This is a genomic window from Agrobacterium sp. S7/73, from assembly GCF_019355535.1.
Taxonomy (GTDB): Bacteria; Pseudomonadota; Alphaproteobacteria; order Rhizobiales; family Rhizobiaceae; genus Agrobacterium; species Agrobacterium tumefaciens.
The window spans coordinates 176,958-198,126 of the sequence record NZ_CP072138.1; the positions used below are offsets into that span (position 1 = coordinate 176,958).

General features: G+C 57.6%; 17 protein-coding genes and 1 pseudogene. 7 read left to right on the forward strand and 11 right to left on the reverse strand.

Translation table 11 applies throughout. The features are described 5' to 3' along the window. Positions 1-47: 47 nt before the first annotated feature. Together J5276_RS25320 and J5276_RS25325 are read right to left on the reverse strand one after the other, a co-directional pair. Complete coding sequence (locus J5276_RS25320; RefSeq protein WP_209159830.1) at positions 48-704, reverse strand: hypothetical protein; 657 nt, start codon at positions 702-704, stop codon at positions 48-50. A gap of 113 nt (positions 705-817) precedes the next feature. Beyond that, positions 818-2,881 carry a ParB/RepB/Spo0J family partition protein gene (locus tag J5276_RS25325; protein WP_370647643.1) on the reverse strand — a complete coding sequence of 688 codons (2,064 nt, stop codon included), beginning with the start codon at positions 2,879-2,881 and terminating at the stop codon, positions 818-820. A gap of 172 nt (positions 2,882-3,053) precedes the next feature. Between J5276_RS25325 and J5276_RS25330 the strand changes: the two genes are divergently transcribed. Further along, a complete protein-coding gene (locus J5276_RS25330) occupies positions 3,054-3,269 on the forward strand; it encodes a hypothetical protein (protein WP_209159831.1) in 216 nt (71 codons plus the stop codon). Positions 3,270-3,483: 214 nt separating this feature from the next. On the opposite strand, the gene J5276_RS25335 is transcribed toward J5276_RS25330, so the two are convergent. From J5276_RS25335 to repA, 5 genes are all read right to left on the reverse strand, one after another. After that, positions 3,484-4,044, reverse strand: a complete 561-nt coding sequence (locus J5276_RS25335) for a hypothetical protein (RefSeq protein WP_209159832.1) — start codon at positions 4,042-4,044, stop codon at positions 3,484-3,486. A gap of 132 nt (positions 4,045-4,176) precedes the next feature. Then, entirely contained in the window at positions 4,177-4,842 is a 666-nt protein-coding gene (locus tag J5276_RS25340) for a transcriptional regulator (RefSeq protein ID WP_209159876.1), read from the reverse strand. Positions 4,843-5,072: 230 nt separating this feature from the next. Next, the gene (gene repC / locus J5276_RS25345) at positions 5,073-6,326 is read right to left on the reverse strand and encodes a plasmid replication protein RepC (RefSeq protein ID WP_209159833.1); all 1,254 of its coding nucleotides are present in this window, start codon (positions 6,324-6,326) and stop codon (positions 5,073-5,075) included. 152 nt (positions 6,327-6,478) lie between these two features. Further along, complete coding sequence (gene repB / locus J5276_RS25350; RefSeq protein WP_209159877.1) at positions 6,479-7,474, reverse strand: plasmid partitioning protein RepB; 996 nt, start codon at positions 7,472-7,474, stop codon at positions 6,479-6,481. 79 nt (positions 7,475-7,553) lie between these two features. After that, complete coding sequence (gene repA / locus J5276_RS25355) at positions 7,554-8,756, reverse strand: plasmid partitioning protein RepA (protein ID WP_209159834.1); 1,203 nt, start codon at positions 8,754-8,756, stop codon at positions 7,554-7,556. A 1,115-nt stretch (positions 8,757-9,871) separates the two neighbouring features. Between repA and J5276_RS25360 the strand changes: the two genes are divergently transcribed. The 3 genes and pseudogenes from J5276_RS25360 (at position 9,872) to J5276_RS25370 (ending at position 12,985) form a co-directional block, all read left to right on the forward strand. After that, positions 9,872-10,693, forward strand: coding sequence for an LON peptidase substrate-binding domain-containing protein (locus J5276_RS25360; RefSeq protein ID WP_209159835.1), 822 nt, complete (start codon positions 9,872-9,874; stop codon positions 10,691-10,693). A gap of 77 nt (positions 10,694-10,770) precedes the next feature. Next, positions 10,771-11,909, forward strand: a pseudogene (locus J5276_RS25365) (amidohydrolase). Positions 11,910-11,977: 68 nt separating this feature from the next. Next, entirely contained in the window at positions 11,978-12,985 is a 1,008-nt protein-coding gene (locus J5276_RS25370; RefSeq protein WP_209159836.1) for a serine hydrolase, read from the forward strand. A gap of 62 nt (positions 12,986-13,047) precedes the next feature. Here J5276_RS25370 and J5276_RS25375 read toward each other — a convergent pair whose 3' ends face one another. Then, positions 13,048-14,223: a site-specific integrase gene (locus J5276_RS25375; protein WP_209159837.1), complete on the reverse strand. Its 1,176-nt coding sequence runs from the start codon at positions 14,221-14,223 to the stop codon at positions 13,048-13,050. A gap of 77 nt (positions 14,224-14,300) precedes the next feature. Here J5276_RS25375 and J5276_RS25380 point away from each other — a divergent pair, with 77 nt between their 5' ends. From J5276_RS25380 to J5276_RS25390, 3 genes are all read left to right on the forward strand, one after another. Then, positions 14,301-14,579: a type II toxin-antitoxin system Phd/YefM family antitoxin gene (locus J5276_RS25380; protein WP_006312295.1), complete on the forward strand. Its 279-nt coding sequence runs from the start codon at positions 14,301-14,303 to the stop codon at positions 14,577-14,579. Further along, positions 14,566-14,997, forward strand: a complete 432-nt coding sequence (locus tag J5276_RS25385) for a plasmid maintenance toxin (PemK-like) (RefSeq protein ID WP_209159838.1) — start codon at positions 14,566-14,568, stop codon at positions 14,995-14,997. Before J5276_RS25380 ends, J5276_RS25385 begins: the two co-directional genes overlap by 14 nt. A gap of 224 nt (positions 14,998-15,221) precedes the next feature. Beyond that, a complete protein-coding gene (locus J5276_RS25390; RefSeq protein ID WP_209159839.1) occupies positions 15,222-16,370 on the forward strand; it encodes an RHE_PE00001 family protein in 1,149 nt (382 codons plus the stop codon). Positions 16,371-16,397: 27 nt separating this feature from the next. On the opposite strand, the gene J5276_RS25395 is transcribed toward J5276_RS25390, so the two are convergent. Genes J5276_RS25395 through J5276_RS25405 form a run of 3 tightly spaced genes read right to left on the reverse strand, consistent with a single transcriptional unit; the run spans position 16,398 to position 21,163 of the window. Further along, on the reverse strand, positions 16,398-17,753 hold the full coding sequence (locus J5276_RS25395) for a hypothetical protein (protein WP_209159840.1): 1,356 nt from the start codon (positions 17,751-17,753) through the stop codon (positions 16,398-16,400). 58 nt (positions 17,754-17,811) lie between these two features. Then, positions 17,812-19,224 carry a UvrD-helicase domain-containing protein gene (locus J5276_RS25400; protein WP_209159841.1) on the reverse strand — a complete coding sequence of 471 codons (1,413 nt, stop codon included), beginning with the start codon at positions 19,222-19,224 and terminating at the stop codon, positions 17,812-17,814. Then, positions 19,217-21,163 carry an ATP-dependent endonuclease gene (locus J5276_RS25405; protein ID WP_209159842.1) on the reverse strand — a complete coding sequence of 649 codons (1,947 nt, stop codon included), beginning with the start codon at positions 21,161-21,163 and terminating at the stop codon, positions 19,217-19,219. The genes J5276_RS25400 and J5276_RS25405 overlap by 8 nt, the downstream gene beginning before the upstream one ends. Positions 21,164-21,169 lie beyond the last annotated feature (6 nt).

Here is a 21,169-nt window from a genome sequence, read left to right on the forward strand (position 1 = left end):
GCGCTGTGACCGGGCTGGGTTGGGGAAGTGAAATGGCTGATGGTCGATCAGGCAGGATGGAGGCGCTGATGCGCTGCCCGGATCGCCGCAAGCGCTGCCTGGAATTCGGCATTGCCGACGAAGTCCGAGACATCCATCGTCGTCGCGATCGTGAGGCAGGCGGTGCGGATCTCGTCGTCGGTTACGGCCGCCGGCGAAAGCGCTCGGAAATTGTCATCGACCTCCAGTACGGCGGCGATCGCATTACGAACCTGCTCTTCCTGCAGCCGGCCGAGAACATGGGTCGCCTTTGGCGGACCCACAGGCTCATCGGGATCCGGAGCGTTGCCAAGGATGGCCTCACCACGCGCTATCTCCCAGGCCGAGCGGGCAAGCCAGTCGGGCGACGGAGGCCGTGCTGCTCGCGCGTCGTCGAAGAAGATCTTCAACAGGCCGAGCAGGATCTCGAAATGACGTGCACGCCGCTGGACAGCTTCATCGAATTGCGAGGGCACCGGGACTGACGGCCCGTTGTAGGCGCTATCGGCGCCTTCCCAGACGCCGGTGATATGAACCTCGCCGGAGGAATCGTAGTCTTTCTCGGCGAGATCCCAATTGTCGTCGTCGACGGCGGCCCGGCAGGCGGCCTCGAGCGTGTCAGCCGCATAAGTTCCATGCCGAAAAACCGGCAGGTGATAGGTGGATTCGATCGTAAAGTCGGGCATTGAAATGCTCCTGAATATGGAAGCGGCCCGGTCTCCTTTCGGAGCCGGGCCGTTGGTTGAACTGGGAAGACAGTTATTCGGCGGCGTCGAGATGCCGTTCTTCGTTGACTTCGTCAGTCGCAGCCCCCGTTATCAGTCAGGAACGCTGGGAGATCGGAATTGCCGCTCCCGGCTGCATCACCGCTCAGAATCTCTGCGTTTTCGCACGTCGCGTCGCCGACGGAAGCGACATCTGTAACGAGACGGAGAGGCTCCGGACGCCAACCACTACCGGCCATTAACCGTTCGGCCTCGCGGGCCATGTCGGTCTTCTTGAGGTGGCCGATCAGCTCTGCCGCCTGATCGCCCTTGGCCTCCCGGACCGCCTGCAGAATGTGCGCCTTGGTGACACGGCCGAGATAGTTGTCGGCAGTCGGTGTCCAGCCGGCTTCGACCATGTCGAAACCGATCGAGCGGGCCAGCTGATCGGCATGCGCAATCGCGCGGGTGCGCTTGTTCCAGGGTTCGATCACCGCGTTGACCGAAAGCGAGGCGCAATGCGCAAACAACGCCTGCCGGCTGACCTCGTCGAGCGTGATCAGGAAATCCCAGAGATCGTTCGGATCCTTAGGCAGATCCTGTCCCCAGCCTTCGTGCCGCTGATCGATCTCCTTCGCCCAGACCGTGTCGCCGAGCCCCGGCGTCTGGCTGAAGCGGGCGCTTTGCAGCGTCACCTCCAAGCATGAATCCGAGCCGTAGAGGTAGAAGGTCTTCAGGACGAAAGCATGCAGGACCGCGAGGAAGGCGATCACAGGATCGTTCGCGAGCGCATTGCGCAAAGCAATTGTGCGCGTCGCCGTCAGATCGAGGATCAGGCGATCGGGAAGCGGCTTGATCGTTTCGTCCTCGTCGTCCGGTTGGGTGCTCTCGCCGTCGGCGTCCCCGGTTGCCGGAAGACTACTGCCATAATCGGCACCACCGTTGGCATCAGCTGACGGATCGGCCTCATCCTTCGGTTCATCCTCAGGTCGCACGAAGCCCCGCTCAATCTTGAGCTCGCCACCGGCGCCGAGCGACACAAAAACACCCCCGCGGGCGACCTGCTCCGGATCGAACACATATGGCCTGTCAATGAGCTGATCGAGTTCGCTTCCAAGCTCCTCCAGTTTCTGTTCGGTCGCTTCCGAGTACTCGTCTGCCTCCGCATATTCTGCGTCGAGCTTGTCGTATTCGGCGCGGGTGGCATCATAGCGGGCCAGTTCGTCTTCTGTCATTTCGGCCTGCTCGCCATAAAAGCGGCGCAGACCGGACGTGTGACCGTAGGGGAAATCAAAAGCGGCTTCGACCCACTTCCAGCCTTCGCTCACGCGGACCGCCTCGGCGTCAGCCTTCAGCTTCTCCATCACGAGTTGCTCGAGCAGTGCCGGATCCTGCAGCCAGCCGCCCTGATCCTGGTCGAACAGATCGCGCATGGTCACGCCACCGGCCGCTTCATAGGCCTCGATACCGACATAGACGGCGCGGCGGTCGCTAGCGCGGATGGCGGTCTCTGTCAGCAGCCGGCGAACATAATAAGGTTCACGGCTATGCGAACGCGACACCGTATCCCAGACCTGCTCCTGGCGAACATGGTCGTTGGTGATCGAGAAGGCCATGATCTGCTCGAGCGTCATCTCGTCTTCGGCATAAAGATCGAGAAGCCGCGGCGAGACGGAGGCCAGCCGCAGGCGCTGCTTGACGGTGGCAACCGAGACGAAGAAGCGCGCCGCGATCTCCTCCTCGCCAAGCCCCTGCTCCCGGAGAGTTTGGAATGCGCGGAACTGATCGAGCGGATGAAGGCTGACGCGCTGAACGTTCTCGGCGAGCGAATCCTCGACCTCCAGCGTCTCGCCCTTGCTGACGATGCAGGGAACACCGGCGGTTTTGGCCAGCCGCTTCTGCGCTACCAGGCGTTCGAGGGCACGATAACGGCGCCCGCCGGCGGGGATGCGATAGATGCCGGTCTCGTTGCCATCGCCGTCGAGTTCTGGGCGGACATTGAGGCTGGTCAGCAGACCGCGATGGGCGATATCTTCCGCCAGGTCCTCGATCGAGACGCCCGCCTTGATCTTGCGGACGTTCTGCTGGCTGAGCACCAGCTTGTTGAAGGGAATATCCCGGGCTGCACTGAGGGTGATTTTCTGGATGGCTTGTGCCATGTCCGTTTCTCCGTGACGGACCGGCCGGAGCCTCTCTCCAACCCTCTCAATCCGTCACAGCTCCCCTTCCCTCCTCTTCCTCTCTGCAACCGCTCCCCATGCGAATTCGCCCTTGATCCGCGCCGTTCCCTCCCCACATTGCGGCTGTCACTTGTGAAGAGGTCATTCGAGTATGCATCAGTTTCTGGAAACGACCTTTGGGCCGGACGAGCTGGAAATTTTGGACGTTGTGCTGGAGGAATGGAGGGCGCAACGCGGTTTTGCAAAGGACAATCCGGATGTCGAGCTTGCGGCAGCTGTGATGCTCAACCTGTTTCGCGAGGGAAACCGAACAATCGAAAAGCTGAAGGCAGCTGCGGCCGAGCACAGAGCATTGTCTGAGCTGTGACGGCAATCAGGCTGGTGAGCTAAGCACATCCCACGGCTCCGGAAACCCATACGAGGAACTCTGGCTTAGCTGCAGGTCGAAGCGCATCGACGCCGGGGGAGTCACGAACACCCTCGGGTCACGGTGAATGTCAGCAGCCGAACGCTATTGGAAAGGGGGCAGTGTGACACTCTCGCGAGCAAACGAAGAGTCGCCCATTTATTGAATGATACGTTCAGCGCTCGAACCGCTCCAGCATCCTCTTGAGTTGTGCATTTTGCAGCTGAAGCTTGCGCGCGAGTTGGTTCCGGAGCAGCTTGATTTCTTCGTCAAGGCTGATCGTGTCGTCAGAATCGGAGGGAGCGGCTGTAGAGGGCGGCAAAACAGCTTCAACCGGCTCCCCTGACTTGGTCAGTTTCCTGCGCTTTCGCGTAACACCTTCGCCAGTCTGGGAGGGTTTTGGTGCTTCGCGTGCGACCGTACCGGGCTCATCGGACAAGGCCGGATCAGCCGCCTCCGCGCGCCTAGCGTCCTCGCTATCGGCCGTGCCATGGATACTGCTTGCGGTTTCGTCGGAATGATCCGGGTCCGCTGACACCGCCTCCGATTGTTCGTCGGCGACCGGCTTTTCGTCGACCGGAGGCGCTGCGGTGTTCAATCCGATATCGCCAGCCGTTTCAGTAGGGTTGGCGATGGCCAACATGTCCGGCTTCACATCATCGGTCGAGCCATGTTCCTGGCGCTGCTGACGTCGCGGTGACACCAGCCGAGCAAGAAGTTTCCACGGAGACGCCATTTATTCGACCTCGTATTCTACCCCGCACGGAGGCAGTCGGCGAAAGCGCTGGCGGGAGGTTTAACTGCCGCCAACATGTTCGTTTCGATATAGCCTCGTGAATGCGGCCGGCGCTCGATAGGCTGCTGCCGATCAAGCGAGGTTGAGCCGCTTTCGCAGATCAGCGTTTTCCGCACGCAGCTTCTCGGCCAGCAGCTTGCGCAATCTTTGGTTTTCCTCTTCCAGCTGCAGAAGATCCGCAAACTCGTCAACTGCTGCCACCGACGGAGTGGTAGCCGCCTGCACGGCCTTCGTAGCGCGTTTGACAGGCGCACGTTTGGCGCTAGTCGCAGCCTCGTCGGACTTTGCTGCCTTGCGTCCTCTCTTCGGCTTGACCGCTGCGGCATTCGATGCCGCTGCCGGTTGCGCCGAAACTGCCGCTGAGACCGTTTCGCTGGCGGCCTTCTTGGCGCGAGGTTTGCGTTCCTTCTTCACCACATCCAGCGCCGCTGCGGCCGGCGTGTCAGCATCAGTCATCGTATCGTTTTCGTCGGCCATTGTGGTCTCCTGTAAAGCCCATGCATTTGTCTCTTGCTCAATTGGCGGTGTCAACAACGCCGCGGCCTGTTGTTTTCTTGCGAAAGACGTTCCGGTTCTGCTGACCTCGGAAGTCTCCGGAAGGAATGGCATTGCCTCGTCCTGCAGATCCTGTGCAACGGACTTGAGATCCATGTCTCCCCAGATCGAATTCGGTTTGGGGTTGAGTTTTCGCCGACCCGATCTGTACTCGACGGTAAAGCTGCGTTGAACTTTTTTCACTTTGAGAGGCCTTGGGTGTCTTCGGCGCTGTTTCAGCATCGCAACAAGTCCTGCGGATACCGAATATCGCGCTGCTGGTCCACATGCCATTGCGATATCAGCCATACGAATTTAAGCCTGTCCGTCCCATTATCCGTGCTTGACGCATGACGAACCAGTTGTTCGCAACCGCTCCGCATAGCTGCTGATGCCGATTGCTCCTAGTCCCTGGCGGCAGCGGTTGCTTCATTTCACGATTGGCCTGCCTTGGACCTTAGCAGGGCCGAGACCATTGGTTTGATCGTGAATTGGCGCTGCGTCGCTCGTCTGGTGAGATCGCGCAGGTATGCACCTGCAGAATTAATCTGCCCTCCCTTTTCGAAGATACAAGCTATGGCAGCGCCAGCATTTTCTGGCCCCATGACAAGGCATGCTTGATGGAAGGCCGATGGGCTTATTTGAAGCATTGATCGCAGGACGGCTGTCGCTGCGAGCAGATCTCGCCACGATCTGATCGATCCATCAGGCCCATATGGGTGAATTTCACCGCAGGCGCGTAGCACAGTGTCCAGGGCGACAGCGGGTTTTAAAGATTGGATCGGTTCTACCAGAGTCTGTTTGATGGCCCGGTGCTTTTCTTTAGCGGATTGCGTGGTGGCCGGCTCGCTGAAAGTTTCGGCAGTTGGTGCTTCTTGCTCTGCTTCAGATTCATAACAGGATTGTGTTTGTGAATCCTGTATGTGGCGCTCATTTTGAGACTCTCTGGCGCACATATTTTCCATTTTATCGTGTTCTTCCAAAAGCTTGACGATAGTCGTGCGGAGGTCTATCAAGCGGCTGAGTAGGAACTGGAGTTCATCGAGTGACGGCTGACGGGGCAAAGACGCGAGGAAGGCGCGGAATCGGTCGTGAAGTTGGCTCCATTCGCCTTCTACACATCCGTCTATTGCCAGCTGGATTAGTTTGGTTATGTCGCGGCGGCAGAGGCTGATCCGTTCCCGTGTCGCGTGGAAAAGCTCCCGGTCGGCGGTTATCTTGGCCGCGATGTCTTCAATCTCTTTTGCGCGGGACAACAGCGGGGCCAAATTGAAGCCGAAAGCTTCATTGATCTCCCCTGCCCTGCTCCGCCGGGCAAAGCGCTTGCCGTTGGCACTATCTTTGCGAAGGATGAGGCCAGCGTTGACAAGAGCGGCCAGATGCCGTCGCAACGTCGCTGGTGTCATTCCCCTTGCGCGTATTGAAAGCTGTGCGTTCGACGGAAAGACGATCAAACCGTCCTCGAGGGCAAGATCATCCGATGGGTAGAACGACAGGAGAGCGTCGAGAACCGATAGAGAGCGGTCCGACACGTTCAATTCCTTTCGGGCTTCGCAGACAGCCCTGAAGAGTTTCCACTTGTTGCGCCTGGTTTCCGGTGGTGCCTCGTCGATTTGTCGCTGCCTTGCCAATAAGGCGAACGTCATCGACCGCCGCCCAAAGGGCGTCGTCCCATGTCCACGTTCCATTTCTTCACCTTTCAAAAGGCAAAAGAAATCCGCTCACCAAATTCGGTGCCAACACTCTTGACGAGGATTCGTGAAAATGCGATTCTCTGATTGCGACATACAGAGGAAGGCTTCCACGACGGCAACGTTACGGGGGCCTTTTTCTTTTGCGGTTAATCTCCTGGTTTAGTCTGTGTTTCTCGCTGGAATGCCTGGTAAAGCGACTCCAACTGTTCGGACAGAAATGCTCCGAATTTGGACGCATCTTTCGATGTCAGCGCGAGCGTAAATGTTTTCCCGGACGATTTGGTCGTCACGGCAACGGATTTGGCGGCGACGTCAAACTGTCGAACTGACGGAGATGCGGTCTGTTTTTTCTTCAGCGTCTTTGCGGCTTTTAGTTCGGCCAGAAGAACATTGAAACGCTCCCCTTCTGCCGTTTGGCGAAAATCACTCGCACCCACGAATTCGCACGCTTTCTGAGCATTGGCTGGTATCAGAACGAGCTTTTTCAATTCCTCCCAGCGATCGCGTCCTACGCCTTTTGCGGCGCCGACAGCGTCAAGGACAGCCTCGGGAACGGCGTCGGCAACCGCGAGCATTCTCGAAAGAAGCGTGTCGTCGATTGTCAGGGCGATCTTCACGACATCCTTGCTCATGCCGTTAGCAAGAAGCTTCTTGGCAAAGAGCGCCTTCTCTATGAAGGTCAGGTCGGATCGCGCGGTGTTTTCTTGGCCCTGAGCGATTACGTGGGCGAGGTCCTCGAGAGGCTTGATTACTGCCCGCACTTGAATCTGAAGGTCTCGCGCGGCTCGTGCACGGCGATGCCCGAAGACGATCATGTACCGTCCTTCGGCATCGGGGTGGGGGCGAACGAGGATCGGTGTCGACTGACCCGACTGTCGGATTGCTTCGCGAAGCTGAACATAGTCTTCTTGGTCGTCGCCGATGCGGTCGGCAACAAATGAGCCTTCGAGCAGCTCAGGATCGAGTGAGACCACCGTCTCGCCTTCGAGCATGCGGATTGACGTCTCGGCCAGTTCGTCGAGGGACTGCATCATCGAGCGCGAAGCACCCCGGCGGGTATACTCTGCGCGAGTGTCCGCAGTTTTTTGATGTTCTTCCGCGGACGGCTGTACGAATTTTGCCAAAGAATGGTTTCTGGCCATCATTTCCCTCCGCGTGCTGTTTCAAGTCCGTGATTTAGCGAAAGATTTCGTGAATTTGCACGGCTGTCAAAAACTGCATTCATTTGCGACCCCAAGCTTTATGGATGAGCCCGGTGATTTCACCATTGACGGCGTTCAGGCAGTCAAGCGCCCGATCGTATGTTGTCCGGGTGAATTGGTTCTTCTCTACCTCATAAAGGGTCTGCTTCGTGATCCCGGCATCGCTGATTGCGGTGGATTTCAGCATATGGTTCTGCAGCATTCGCTTCGAAAACATCGCTTGCATGAACCCGACCATTTGAGCCTGGGGGCCGTCGGTCGGTTCATAGCGCGTCACGAGGTAGCGGAACCAGTTCAATTTTACCCGGGCACCGGCACCCTTGATCGATTCCAGAATGCCGCCGAGCATAAGTAGGAACTGGCTCATCGACATGATGTCCAGCATCTGCGGGTGCACAGTGATTAGAACTGACGTCGACGCGGTCAGTGCAGTCAGCGTGAGGTAGCCGAGCTGCGGCGGGCAGTCGATGACTACCACATCGTAGCGATCTTCGACTTCCTTTAGGGCGTTGGAGATACGCGTGAAGAACAGCCGTCCCTCCGGAGAGGACCTGTTCGAAGCTGCGAGCGGCGTTTGGTACTCGTATTCTTGAAGCTCGAGATTGGCCGGGACAATGTCCAGACCAGGAAAATTTGTCGGCTGGATAATCTCGGTAATCGACTTGCGCTGATCGTCATAGCGCAGCGTCTCGAACAATGACGGATTTTTGTCGAGCTCGGGCTGGATACCGTGAAGCGCGGTCAGCGACGCCTGAGGGTCGAGGTCGATAGCAAGAACACGATGACCCGTGAGTGCGAGATACTGCGCGAGATGAGCCGTGGTCGTCGTCTTGCCAGAGCCGCCCTTGAAATTGACGACCGAGACAATCTGCAATGGCTCCCCTGGCCTTCTATGGGGAACGTAACGCTTAAAGTCGCTGCGGCCGTTCTTGTCAAGGAAATGACGAAGTTCGAGCATTTGCTCTGCGGTGTAAGTCCTGCGTCCCGATGAGGTCGTTGCGGGAACCGGACCCTTTCCTTCGAGGTGTAGCTTCTTGATGTGATTTTGCGTGACGCCAAGATAGTCCGCAACTTCGGCCAGCGAAAAGGAGCGTAGACCTTTTTCAGCATCCGGTGGATATTGCTCCAATCGAAGCATGTTCAGATTGTCAGAGATCAGTTCTCCTTGCTGGAGAATCTCCTGATCAAAATCAGACGCCTCGATGTTGATTGCCATGTTCATTCAGCCAAATCCAGAATAACGCTTTTAGCTCTGATGCTTTCCAATAAGCGTTATTAATACGTGCGATTCTACCTGTTCGGCAAACTCTTTTTGGTTAACAGAACCTTAACGCGCGGTGCGGCCTCCTCGAAGTGAGTTCTCTCAGCCTGTAACTGTTTGTTTCTACAAGGGGAAGGCGCATTCTGCACGGCTGTCAAATGAGCGACCCGAGCGTCACACTTCGTCCCTCCAACCTGCGTTCAGGGCGCGTGCTGATCGCGGGTCTCATCTTCGGTGCCGGCTTTCAGATCTCGATTTCGGCTTGTGATTTCAGAAACCATCTCAAAGGAATTCGGCACCAGACCGTGTCGATCAATCGGCCGTACGCTCAGCTGCAATAGTGTCTTCTGTCATAGGAGATTTGAATGCATGATGTTAGAATTACGAAAATGTGCTGGACAGCTTAAGGTTTCGAAACGGGAGCTAAAGCGACGAAGGAGCGCCTCGCAGCCCTTAAGCAAGGATAGAATGATGCGCTGTCGACGTCAGATCCATCACCCAAATGCCAGAGTCGCTGTTTCTCGGGTGTTCGGATTTGTGTTGGAGACGGCGCTGCAGAGGGAGACGATAGCCTCAAAGCTGGTGCTATCGGCTCTAGCGCATTTCGTCATGGCTTTCGCGATGGCGCAATTCGGCATTCTCTATGCTCACGGCCGCCGCAATGCTTGTGTGTTCGCGAACCTCACGGGCTCATTGTCACGATGCTGCGCGCATATCTTCCTTCACCGATCTTAGGATGAAGTTCCGCGCGCCGCCTCGGACCCACTCCTTTTTGATCTACAAGCTCCGACGTCCTCCTACGACACCTCGCCGAGTGAATTGCCGATGAGCCAAGTCCCGACCGGTGAGTCGTCCAGAATTCCCGCGAGAGAACAGCGGCGGTTTCGCCCAAGCTGGCGTTGACAGAGAACAAACCTTCTGCGCAGAATTAACGATCGGTAGATACAGCCTGCTGCTTACGCCCCTTTGGGGTACGGTGAATGTATCGAGCCACTTATGGCTCCCTTTGCCCGGACGAACGGGTCAGCAACGCAAGCTCCTGACGCTCTCCGTTCGTTTTTGCAAAGGATCATCTCATGCGTGATTTCCGCGATGCCAAAGCTATGGCGAAAACGCTACGTGAAGCGCTCAGCGCCAAATCCCTCGCACTGTCCACCAGCGAAAGCCAGGAGCTTGTTGCCCGAATTCTTGGCTTTAGAGACTGGAACGTATTGGCCGCGAGGATCCAGTCAACTGAAATACCTGCGACCTCGGCGCAGGCTAACACGCGTATCTCGGCCGACGCGAAAATTCCCGTCGTCCCCATGCGAGATATGGTCCTCTTTCCGCACATGGTTTCGCGGATTTTCGTGGCGCGCGACAAAACCCGGCAGGCCGTGGAACAGGCTCTCGCCGGCGACCGTCGCGTTCTCGTGGTCGCCCAGAGGAGTGGCACATACGATCGTCCAAGCACCGCTGATGCCCTCCATTCGGTTGGCGTTATGGCAAACGTGGTTGATCGTCAGACACAGGTGGACGGAGCTCTCAAGGTTACCGTCTGCGGACTTCAGCGAGCAGGCATCGTGGGCATCATCGATGGCGAGTTCCTGGAGGCGAAAGTCAAAGCCGTCGGGGAGCAGGGCGCGCAATCGAAGGAGGCAGCTGATCTGTCGAGCGCGGTTCTCGATGCGTACCAGTCCTATGCCGAGGTGGACTTTTCCGCACTTCCACCAGGATCCAAGGCCCGTTTCAGCCTGCCTTCGGTCGGTGACGCAAGCCAATTGGCCGACACAGTTGCCACGTTACTCTCGGCCGGTATCGAGCAGAAGCAGCAACTCTTGGAGACCAGTGACGTGGTGGAGCGACTCAAGAGACTGATTGAGATGATGGGCTCTGGCCGTCCCAAAGCTGTCGCATAAATCTTCCCGAAGTAGGAGATTTATGCGCTCCGCAGCAGTAGCATGCGGTCCAGTGACACAAACATTGGACCGCGTTTATGCACGATGAAATCATCGCCTGGCGTCGTGATCTCCACGCCAACCCGGAGCTGGGCTACGAGCTTCCTCGTACCGCCTCCTTCGTAGCCGACAAGCTGCGGGTTTTTGGCTGCGATGAGGTTGCCGAAGGTATTGGCCGGAGCGGCGTTGTTGGCGTTATTCGGGGCCGGAATGACGCTTCCGGTAAGGTGATCGGTCTGCGTGCCGATATGGATGCACTGCCCATTCAGGAGACGACCGGATTGCCTTACGCCTCCACCACCGAGGGCCGGATGCATGCTTGCGGACACGATGGGCACACGGCGATGCTGTTGGGTGCTGCAAAAGCTTTGGCGGAACACGCAACTTTGATGGCACAGCCGTTGTGATTTTCCAGCCGGCGGAGGAGGGGCAGGGCGGTGCTAAAGCAATGTGCGATGACGGCCTGATGACGCGCTGGGGCATTGAGCGGGTGTTTGCCCTTCATAACGAACCGGGTCTGGACGTTGGCCGTTTCGCCACCCGCACAGGCCCGTTCGGTGCGGCCGTGGCGAGTTTCAAGATAACAGTCGATGGGAAAAGTGCGCATGCCGCCAGCCCTCAGGCTGGCGTTGATGCGCTGCTTCCCGCCGCTAACATCCTTATCGCCCTGCAGACCATCATCGCTCGGAACGTCCATCCGCTGAAGAGCGGAGTGATCTCCTTCGGATCGTTTCAAGGCGGAAAACCGGGTAGTACCTTCGTTGAATCGAGTGAGCTGCGTGGCTTGGCACGCTGGTTTGAGCCGGAGGTGCGAGACACCATGGCTCGTCGCATTGTCGACATCTCGGAGGGTATCGCGTCGTCCTACGGAGCGACGGCGACGGTCACCTTCAGAAACCTGTATCCGGTAGTCGTCAATTCTCCGTCGGAAACCGCGCTGGCTGTTGAGGTCGCGAGTGCGTTGATGGGCGTGGATCCCGACCACTCGCAGCTTATGGGCTCAGAAGACTTCGCTTTCATGCTTGAACAGCGGCCCGGCAACATCGCGCTTCTAGGTAACGGAAGCACGGCCGGGCTGCATGACCCCAACTATGATTTCAACGACGCAGCGATTCCTTATGGCATGGCCTACTGGATGCGGTTGGTCGAGACGGCATTGCCGTTGCAGAACTCATGACATTCGAGGTGGTGTGAGAACTAAACTGTCATGCTGGGTAGAACATTTCACAGTCCCAAGGTCATTTCATGCGTCCGATTGTTTTTGCTTTCATTTCCGTTGTCACGATCGCCTTTGGTGGTGAGGCGAATGCGCAGCCCTGGAAAAGCGTTGACCCTGCGCCTGCAGGCTGGTCCGTCGAACAGCTGAAGGCGGCGGAGGACTATGCCGCCAGCTTGAAGCCGACGGCGGTTATGGTCGTGCAGAAGGGCGAGGTGATTGCTAGTTGGGGTGAAGTGTCACGCAAAGTGAGTGTCGCTTCCGTGCGCAAAAGCCTGCTCGGCGCACTTTACGGTATTGCGGTTTCAGAAGGTCGCATCGATCTCGGCAGCACTCTTGCCGATCTCGGCATTGACGACAAACCTCCAGTCCTGACCGGGGCAGAAAAGCAGGCCACTGTCCGCGATCTGCTCATGGCGCGATCGGGCATCTATCATGCCGCAGCTTACGAAACCGCCGACATTCGCCAGAAGCGCCCGGAGCGGGGAAGCGATGCGCCCGGTACCTTCTGGTTCTACAACAACTGGGATTTCAACGCACTGGGAACGATTTATCGCCAGCAGACCGGCGAGGATATTTTTCAAAGCTTCGCGGACCGCATCGCTGAACCCATTGGCATGGAAGATTTCAAGGCGCGGGACGGTGGATATGTGACCGAACGCCAGTCTAAACATCCCGCCTATCCGTTTCGCCTCAGTGCCAGAGACGCAGCCCGGTTTGGCCAGCTCTATCTCGACGGAGGGCGCTGGAGCGGCCGGCAGGTCATTCCAGCGGCATGGGTCAAAGCATCCACCACTACATACTCCATGACCGATCGCGGGAGCATGGGATACGGCTATCTGTGGTGGACGTTGAATCCCAATGTATTCGGTCCCGGCGCGGCGCTCGCCTCCGGTTACGGCGGCCAAGCGATTGCCATTGTGCCGTCAAAGCAGCTGGTCGTCGTGCAAACGGTAGACCTGGCCCAGAACGCGAAGGCCGTCAGGACTAGCCGCTTCGTCAAGCTGTTGCAGCAGCTCACAACCGCCGCGCCGTAACGAACTTTGATGCAAGGGGCCAGAGCAAAGGACCGGTTTAGGAGATGGAGCTTTGTTGTTGACTACAGAACCAGACGCGCCGCCCGTCCCATCTTTCGCTCACTGTTGTTATAATAGCCGGAAGCTTGAACGACTGATTTGTGCATGGATTGCTGCATGGCTTCAGGCAGTGGAATGCCGCGGTTGGCAGCTTCGGTGAGGTAGCCGGAACGAAGCCCATGGGCAGAAAACTGTGCGGGGTCGAGTCCGGCTTGTTTGATGCGGGTTTTCAGGATCAGATTGACCGATTGGGGTGTCATCGCCCGCCGATCGAGATTGCCCCACTGGTCGATACGACGGAAAACCGGTCCTGCCTCGATCTTTGCCTCACCCAGCCAATGCTTGAGCGCCGTTACCGGTCGACCGATCAGCACGACATGCTCGTCGTCATCGGCCGATGTGGTCTTGGTACGGCCGAGATGGATCGTCAGGCAGGGGAGGAGAGGGGAGGACTCATCGGCAGGATTGGCACGAACGGGTTCCTCGTCTACCAGATCCTCGACGTGCAGTCCCGCCACTTCGGAACGCCGACGACCACCGGATGCGAAAGCCATCAGCAGAAGCGCCCGGTCACGCAGGTCGACCAGCCTGTCACCGGCGCATACTGCCAGCAACTTTGCGAGAATGTCGCCGGTGACGGCCTTCCTGCTTTTCCTCTGCCGAGGACGATTGCTGGCACGGACCGCAAGGCGGAGGGCACTCTTCAGCGATGGCGCCGAAAACGATCCAGTCAGGCCACGCCAGCGTGTGAGGATCGACCAGCTGGTCAACCGGCGGCGAACGGTCGCGGGCGCATGCGGGCCGCTACTTCTCAGGAGGCCCTTGGCACGCAGTGTGATCGAGACGTCTTCGGGCATGCCATGATCGGGATTGGTTTCGCGTTCGATCGGATTCCACAGATGGTGGGCAACGAATTTCAGGAGCAGGCTTTCAGGCGCCGGCCAGGGCAGGGGGGTGCCGGTAGCCACAGAACACCACGCTTCAAGGTAGGCGATATCCGACGCCAGTGCCCGCATGGTGTTGTCGCCCATGCCCTCGCTGGCGAGATGTTTCAGCGTGGCGACGTCCTCGTCGGTCAGAAGTTCAGCAAGCTGGTCGCGACGGTCAAACGGAAGGATGGCGTCCAGAGCATCCAGTTCCTCGGCGCGCTTCAGCACTGACTCGTCAGTTGCAGCCAGGGTCGGTGACGTTAGCTTCATCTTTGCATAATCCGTAGAACGAGTTGTTTGCATATATTCCGTGAATCCCGTATATTACGGAACAAGGGAGTTTTGTTATGACATCCACAGTAACCGCTGCGGCGGTGTCGAAAAATTTCGGGGCCTATCAGGATGCCGCTGTCCGTGAGCCGGTGATCATCACCAAGAACGGCCGCCCGCGCACGGTATTGATAGCTTATGAGGATTATCTCCGGCTGGCGAAACGGGATCGCCGGGTTGAACTCTCGGCAGCCCTTGGTGACGATGAACTCGCAGCCATTGAAGCTTCGCGGATGGAGCCGGGCCTTGATCATCTCAATGCCGAACTGTTGACGGAAAAGCATGCTGCCGACTGAACCAAAGGTCGGCTGGCTCTTCCGATATTCGTATCTCTGGCATTGGCAGCATCTTGAAGGACGGGAGGAGGCAGACAAGGACCGTCCGGTGCTTGTCCTGGCGATCGTCGCTACACTGGAAGACGGAACGCCGGCCGTGAGAGTTTTGCCTGTCACGCGTTCGCCGCCATCCGACCCGCAAGACGCCGTCGAAATCCCGGCTGCCACCAAGCGGCGTCTGGGTCTTGACGACGAACGCTCCTGGATCGTTGTGACGGAAAGCAATCGGTTTGTCTGGCCGGGACCCGACGTCAGGCCGGTCGATAGCGAAACGGGCTACTACAGGCCCTTGCCACCGGCCCTGTTTGATGAGGTCAAGCGCCGGTTTGTTGAGCAGGCGCGTGCGCAACGTCATCGCGCGACGGCCCGAAGCGAATAGTTGCGGTGTGGCGGAGGAAAGTCCTCCCGCCTCTCTGTCGCCAGTCATTTCCATCCCGTTCAGGTCGCTGCGGGTGACGTTTGACCCCACCTTATCCAATCTAGGACGCAAAATCCATCACTATCGATACTTGATTATTATCGATGGTGAGAAGCCCAACCGCCAATCATATGATGTGAGGAACTTTAATATTCATATAGAGTTCCTTTAGCAAATCATTTACCATGATTTCAATGGTTTACGATTTCGCAGAAATCAGCATGGCACCCTTGATGGGGCTGATGGGGCCGGCTTTCGACGCCGGTATTGCTCTCGCGCGCCTGGACGAGCGGATCGCCCGTTCACCGGTCGGGCTGGGATGGATCGAGCGCACCCATTTCGCCGACGCCTGCGCCTCACTCTGGATCGACGGCGAACTTGTGCATCTCGAAGACCTCGTGCTCCATGACCATGTCAGAGATATTCGAACGCCAACCCACGAACTGACCATCGCCCGCGACGTCTTGCGCACCCGCCGGCGCATCGCCGGGCAACGCTCAGACTGGGCGCTGTCCGCCGACGGCGTCCGCACGCTCAGAAGAACCTCCGAGATCACGTCAACAAGCTCTGAGGAGACCGGGACGGCACCTGCCGTCCGCCGCGCGGTGGCGATCGATCCGGAAGGGGAGGCGGAGGACAGTGATCACGTCGAAAATATCCCTGGCGTCGATTATGCCGCCATCGATGCGGTGCTGGCCCGATCGGAAGCCGCGATTGAGAGTGCCACACGGCCAAGCCGTCGCAGCGGCCAGGACAAGGATCCGATGATCTATGATCTCGACTGGGACGAGGATGCCCGGCTCGATGAATGGCGCGGCGTGCTGCGGCAGGCAGAAAACCTGCCGGCGGTGCTGCGGGCGATTGTTGCCCTCGATGCCTGGAATGAGCTTTCCGTCCTTCAGCACGCGCCCTGGCTCGGCCGGCTGTTTGCCGCCGCGATCGTGCGCCAGGCCGGCGTTACGTCAGGTGCCCATCTGGCCGCCATAAATCTCGGTCTGAAAACCATCCCCGTCGATCGGCGCCGCCATCGTGATCGGGAGACCCGGTTGCTGGCAATCGCCCACGGATTTTTGGCGGCCGCCGAGATCGGAATGAAAGAGCATGACAGGCTGGCATTGGCTCGGCAGATGATGGAACGCAAATTAACGGGGAGACGAACGTCTTCAAAACTGCCGGAGCTGGTCGAGCTGGTGATGGCAAGGCCGCTCGTGTCGGCTGGGATGGTGGCCAAGACGCTCGAGGTCACGCCGCAGGCGGCGCGGCGGATTGTTCTGGAGCTGGGCCTCAGAGAGATGACGGGGAGGGGGAGGTTTCGGGCATGGGGAGTGCTGTAAACTGGGCAGTGACGACTCCCGAGGTTTCTATAAACATTGCAGTCGCCGCTTTACTGATGGTCTTCCTGCACTTGAAGGTAAAGAAATCACAGAAGTGGCGCCCCTCGATCTAGCAGGTCGCTGAGAACATGGACACGCAAACCGGGTTTCATCGCCGATTGAGCTACGAGCGCCTCCGCCATTTTCCGTGCGAGACGCCTGGCGCTCAAGCGAAGCAAGGCCGGCCCTTCCATGAACGAAGCTGCTGCGGAGCTCAAACAGCTCGCGATAAGCAACAGCTGTGGCTGCGTCGCTCAGGAGAGCAGCCAAACGTGCTGCAGTTCTATCAGAAGCGGAGACGTTCCTGTGGGCATCCGGTTTGGGGCGTAGCCCTCTCCTATGATCCATCTCCAATCCTAGCCCCGCCTCAATGGCGGTCATATGCGCCATGACTTCATCCATACCGTCAGCCAGGAAAGCTCGCACGATGAAATGCACGATCGGCGTCTCGAACAAGGCGCCAGCGCGGGCGTCCAGGACACTTTGCCAGAAGCTCTCGTTCAGTTGGTTGAAATCAGTCCGTGCCTCGTCTTCCAAGTTGTTGACGGTCGGCCGCTCTATTTCGACCTCATCGCCATATTGGTCGTAAGCGATATCTGGCTGCACGGAGAGGGTGTCGGGGCTTGGGGGCGCCATCGGCCTCACAAAAAGATCATCGTCAACGGTATGAAGCCACGGAAGACGGAAGGCGCGCCAGTTTACTTCGGAGTACACCGCCCAATCTTCCCATGGTGCAAGCAGAAGAAAAAAAATCGCAGCCTCGACAACTGGCGGAAAGCGTCCGATATGGGGATCGATCTCGCCGAAGTCTTGGCTTAGATCGACAAATAGGATGGGCAGGGCCCGCGCTTCCGGCCTTGGATCAACTGCGACATTCTCCTCGACGACCAGCCAGCGAAATTGTGCCAGTTGGCGCACCGGCGGTTTATAGGTGGGATAGAACCGCGCGAGCCTGGCCACGTCCAAAAACTCCGCCAGTTCTGGTTCGCTAAATTCTCCAACCACGCTGTTTCCGAACCGGATTGACGGAAGTTGATCGCACAAATCGAGAGGACACAAGTGCCGGCGGCGAACCATTTGGTTTGTCATTGCTTCATGCAGTTTGAGCGCAGCCAATTCCGGATCGAGCGCCCTATCTCGATTGTCTTTTGGAAGATTGAACGGGGCTCCTAGTGACCGTAGCGCATTCGAAAGTGCGGAGTCGGCATGCGGGAAACCGTAAATTTCGCCGCACACCTCCGTGAGTTTGATGAAAGCCGGCGCTTTTGTAAGATTAGCCGGTCCGGGCGGCGTCATTCGCCAGAGATTTTCAACTGCGGTCACGAGCTGTATCGGAACTGTCATTGTCGTCCTATTCAATCTGCCTGGATGCGATGCCATGCGATCGATAAGCTGTATCCTGCTACATAAAACGGGTGAGAATAGGGTTGGTCGAACAGATCACAAGACGTCGTGAGCCACGTGTCATCGCGACGTAGAGATTACGAGCATCGAGCGCGTCGGTGTCGATTACGATGGATACGTCGGCCTCGAGACCCTTTAACAAAAGAGTGCTGCCGACGGCTCGGTTGGGAACACTTCTTCCGAGAACTCTTGACTGCTCGCGAGCGCGCACCGCCATATCATGAAATTCCGCAGCTGATCTGGAGGCGTTAAGAGCTCGAATACACGCTCGCAAGATTGCTGGTCGAAGCTGCGATACCCCCGCTTGTCGATTGATCTCTACAAGGAAATCTACAGCCGACTTTGGGTTCGGATTGTTCGAAAAAGAGACGGCAGCCGTTTCGGCATCTGTTGGCGCCTTATGGGATCGGCCTGCGAGCAATGTGGTGAGACGCTGCTTGAATTGTGCTGGCCCAACACCGGTAAGCATCTCACCGGCAAAATCGATCAAAGCATTCGCAGCTCCCGGGGCGGCGAAGTCAAAGTATTCCGCGAACCTTATGAAATCGGACAGATCTGCATTTTCAACGACGACCGCTCCTTTCACCCTGCTCGCAATATCCCTGTGCCTCCGCGGGACACGGCTATCGCAGACAATCAACGCACCTCCGCCATTGACTGGCGACGACGAGTATGCGGCACCCGTGAGGGCCTGAACGTCATCCGGCCCCGTAATTGGCACCCATGATACCTCACTCGGCGCGAGCCGCAGATCGACAGGCTCTCCCCGTGTCAGTGCCCCTCGAACCCACAGGAGCCATTGGCCGAAAGCCGAACATCCTGCATTGTTCCAGCGCCAAGGGGTGCTCATCGGGGGTAGTGGGGGAAAAGCACGTTCAACCTCGGCCCATCCGACCAGTACGTTTGTCCCCCACCCGAAGATCGCTTGCATGTCGTCGCCGAGTACACAGGTGGGCAAAATATCAGCCAGTCGGCAAACCATTTGATGCTGCTGAGTAATGCAATCTTGATACTCGTCGACGATTACCCTCGAATAGGTCGCGTGCAAAACATCGGTCAGGTGACCACCCTCCAAGACGTTGAGGGTACCTTGCCTCACTGCAGGATAGTCATTTGCCGGGAATTTCAGGGAAAGAATTTGGGGGTCTTGGCCGCTGCGTCCGGGAAACGTCCCAACAAGCCGTAATGCCCAGCCGTCTATCGTCGTGATTCGATATCTAGCACGGGGGACTCCGGCTGCGTCCAGACGTGAACGGAGAGCTGCGACGCCAGCATTCGTGTGCGTGAGTATCAGAACCGGCTTGGCGGAACCGTGGGCAAGAAGGCTGGTCGCAATGATATGCGTCTTGCCGCATCCCGCTGGCGCTGCGAGACTACCTCTCTGGCAATTGAGAATACTTCGCTCATCCATGGCTCGTTTGTGCCCAACCTAGCAAGTCGTTGATTTTGATTGTTAGTGCCGGGCTGATACCCCCCTGGTTCGGGGCAAGGATGTGGAGCGCGACATGCTCCATGTGTGTGACCGATTTAAACCAGGCGTTTTTTCCACCACACGCACGAGCGAGGATGTTTCGCTGTGCAGGAGAGCTCAAATGTTGCTGTGAAAAAAGGACGTTGCGGATGTTTTGAAGGTTGTCTGACCCGTTGGATGCAGAAGAAACATGTGCCGCGATCGGATCGTTACCGTGGATAGAAATAGCATAATCCACCATCTGCAAAAGGATGTGATCGTTGACGTTGAACACAATCGCGCTTTCGATATCTTGCCCATCGTACCATGTGAAAGTCCTGCCACCGAGAGACGCCACTTCGGTCTGAAAAGCTTGCGAGGGTTTCACGTCGTCATCGCGAAATACTGCCGTGCGGTATCCCAGTGCGATGAGCGCCTTGGCACGTTGATATGGGCGATCGGCATGGCCACCTCCACAGTCAACTAGAGCAAGCCCGGCGGCCTGCATCGATGTTTGACCTTGTGCAACACAGTATTGATCAAAACCGCGAATAAAGCCGACCTCCGTTGCACCCTCACATAGCAAAACCGACGGGGCAAGAAACGCTTCCGGGAACGCGCGTAGTGTTCCTTGAGTGTCTGCTGGAATCGCATACGGATGATGCGAGCCATCCCTGTTTTTCCTAAGCACAAACAACTGGTGATGACCCAGTTCTTTAAGAACCACTGGAGAATGGGAAGTCGCGAAAACCTGCTGTGGCGTCGGTATTGTTTTAGCCCCGAGCGATCCGATCAGACGCATGATACGATGCGGTTCGAGGCCATGTTCAACTTCGTCGACAAGGAGGATCGAAGATTTCTCTGCGACCTCACGCTGAAGTCCAGCAATCAGGAGCCTTGTGGAACCGAGACCTAGGCCCCGAAGAGGCACGCCCATATCGTTGTGGAGGGCGATCGTCCCCCCGCTGACGGAAACCGAGTGGGTGTCAAGCAGAGCCTTTGCGGACGAGCCGACGGGTACTCCCAGCTCCCGTGCAGCCTTGTTGACGATCGCCAATGCTCCCCCGAGCTGCTTTTCAGCTTCTGCGCCAAACGTCTTTCGGGCCTCTCTCGCTGCATTTGAGAGCGCTTTGGAAGCATCGGGCTTCTCCTCACTTAAGCGATTAAGAACTGATCCCCGCCGCCACGCCAAGTTATTTTCAGCCCAGTCTCCTAGCCGCGTAGGGGAAAGTGCCAGACGGTCTGCCCAATTTAACCCTCTGTCGACACCCCTATCCAGTGCCCGCTTGGACAACAAGCGCCACCGAGGTTCAAGGTCGCCGGATACGGTGAGGTTAAGCCGCAAAACCGTTTCGAGACCATGTCCTGGCTCCTCTTCGACGCGCCCATCGGACCGTAAGCCAGAGAGGAAGTCGCCATATGCCTCGTAGTTACGTAAACTTTCGCCCAATCGTCCTAGAACAAGCGTGATGGAGATCTCATTCTCAACATCGAGATTGTGGAAGTCGGAGTCGCTGAGCGTCAATGAGCGCCTGGCACCGAGGCAAAAGTCGATTGCATCGAGGATGCTGCTCTTGCCGGCATCGCCGGCTCCGATGAGGCAGTTCATCCCGTCGGTTGGCGACCAGTCCAACTGTCTAATAGACCTGAAGTTTCTGATCTCAAGTTTGCGAACAACCGCCATAGACCCCCCTACGCAAACTGCGCTCCGCTGACGCCATGATATTGGCCAAGCTTGGTTTTTCACAGCAATAAATTGTGGCTCATCGTCACTGGCTTCAAAAAACTGTCCCATATCGAGATCGGGTTCGACGGTGATCGACGCATCATCATCGTGCGGCTTGTCGTCGATCTTAACCGCGCATGTTATTGCACGACCGATCTCGATCACCACCTTCATCGAACG